The sequence below is a fragment of the Okeania hirsuta genome (assembly GCF_003838195.1).
Taxonomy (GTDB): domain Bacteria; phylum Cyanobacteriota; class Cyanobacteriia; order Cyanobacteriales; family Microcoleaceae; genus Okeania; species Okeania hirsuta.
The window spans coordinates 1-1,701 of the sequence record NZ_RCBY01000551.1 but is presented as its reverse complement, the minus strand read 5'-3'; the positions used below and the strand labels follow the sequence as shown (position 1 = coordinate 1,701).

Annotated in this window: 3 protein-coding genes; 2 read left to right on the top strand and 1 reads right to left on the bottom strand. The window is 36.9% G+C overall.

Going from position 1 to position 1,701, the window contains the following annotated elements; genetic code table 11:
• Together D5R40_RS38695 and D5R40_RS32755 are read left to right on the top strand one after the other, a co-directional pair.
• A partial coding sequence (locus D5R40_RS38695) for a hypothetical protein (protein WP_205127837.1) occupies positions 1-182 on the top strand: 182 nt, incomplete at its 5' end.
• 156 nt (positions 183-338) lie between these two features.
• Entirely contained in the window at positions 339-590 is a 252-nt protein-coding gene (locus D5R40_RS32755) for a hypothetical protein (protein ID WP_192901060.1), read from the top strand.
• A gap of 6 nt (positions 591-596) precedes the next feature.
• Here the strand turns inward: D5R40_RS32755 and D5R40_RS32750 are convergent, their stop codons facing one another.
• Complete coding sequence (locus D5R40_RS32750) at positions 597-899, bottom strand: hypothetical protein (RefSeq protein WP_124143808.1); 303 nt, start codon at positions 897-899, stop codon at positions 597-599.
• Positions 900-1,701 lie beyond the last annotated feature (802 nt).

The following is a 1,701-nucleotide window of genomic DNA, read 5'->3' as shown; positions in this document are numbered from 1 at the left end:
ATGGCAAGATGCTAAAATATTCTTACAGTCTTATGAATACCTGCTGGACTGTAAGCAAGAACAGCGATGGATGGTGTATTTTGGCTAAGTCTATCCAGGACTTAGCTAAAATATTCTTACAGTCTTATGAATACCTGCTGGACTGTAAGCAAGAACAGCGATGGATGGTGTATTTTGGCTAAGTCCTGGATAGACTAGAACAAGTCAATGATACTTTTTCCATAGTTTAGGTCAATATGGCGAACCTGTTATACGAAACTCCCTAGAAATAGAACTCTCTTCGTACAAAGATTTGCCATAGAAAGAACAATTTCTGCACCCATGAAGGATTACTAAAGATGAAACTACTCACTCCTGAATTCATTTACTCCATAACCCCTATCTTTATTGCAACGATTGGTGGAATCATTGGAGTTACTGTCTTAGTTACCGATAGTGATGATGCCAAATGGTCATCCGGAATCGGGTTAGCTGGAACAGCAATTGCTGGTGCCGCTGGTTTAGCACAGTCTAACAAAAATGAATCAACTGTTTCTGCTCGAGATGGCGTTGCGAGAGGAAACGGACAGAAAACAACGCCACACGTATAATTTATCTTATACGCACAGTTTAACTGGAACTAGACGTATAATTCGATGTACTCTAACAACATAATCAGCAAGAGACATTAAATACTCAATTGCTGCATCAACTGTTCTATGTATACCAGGCTTTCCTTTATTAACCATCTCAAATACCAGACCAATCTCTACATATAAATATGAATAGTAACATTGTTGTTCTCTATTATTAATAAGCTTAAAGCCAAATTGTATATCTTCATCCACCAAATCTTCTGGATGTTCAACTGCATATCCCCATTTTTCAATTGTAATTTTTTGTTCAACACTAGTAACCATTAAGCCCCCCTTAAACAAATTAATTCTTTCTAAGGTTCCGTCTCAGGGGAGCCGTCGTTGATTAAGTTTCCGTAATCTTTGAGTCTTTTGGATGGCTAAAAAAATTCAGTCAATGATTGCGTTTTTGGCAGCTTTAGTAGTCGGCAAACAATGATAGCGCAACCGCAAAACAACGGTGACAAATTCGGTACCGCTATGCTGAAACACTTTACCTGCACACGTCCTCACATAATAAAAAAATACAAAAATCATGATGAAACCGACGGACAGTGCAGGCCGCTGACGCTAAAGTATTGCTACCGAATTTGTTCAATACTTACATTCTGCCATCAGCGATAGTAACAGTAGCAGATACATAAACTGTGGCTCCGCCAAGGTTAAAGTTACTACTATTACTCCACCTTTTCTAAATAACAACCTCTAACTTTATACTCTGAAGATTTTTAATTTTTGACCCAATATTCTCTTTATGAATTAGGATTTTTTTTCACAACGACCCTCGTAATAATTAATCTTAGAATTTAATATCTTAGAAAATTTTAGACTAATTTTCTCATTAATTGATGGCCAATTATATAGCAGATAGTAGCCTCTAAATATAGGATGTGTCCAATAGAGGCTATTGGGATTTTGATTTTTTCTGGGAATTGGGTAGTTCCCAGAAAAAATCAAAATCCCAATAGCCTCTAAATATAGGATGTGTCCAATAGAGGCTATTGGGATTTTGATTTTTTCTGGGAACTACCCAATTCCCAGTGATTTAAGCTGAAATCTTTACAGGATAAAGATTAGAGAACCCAGA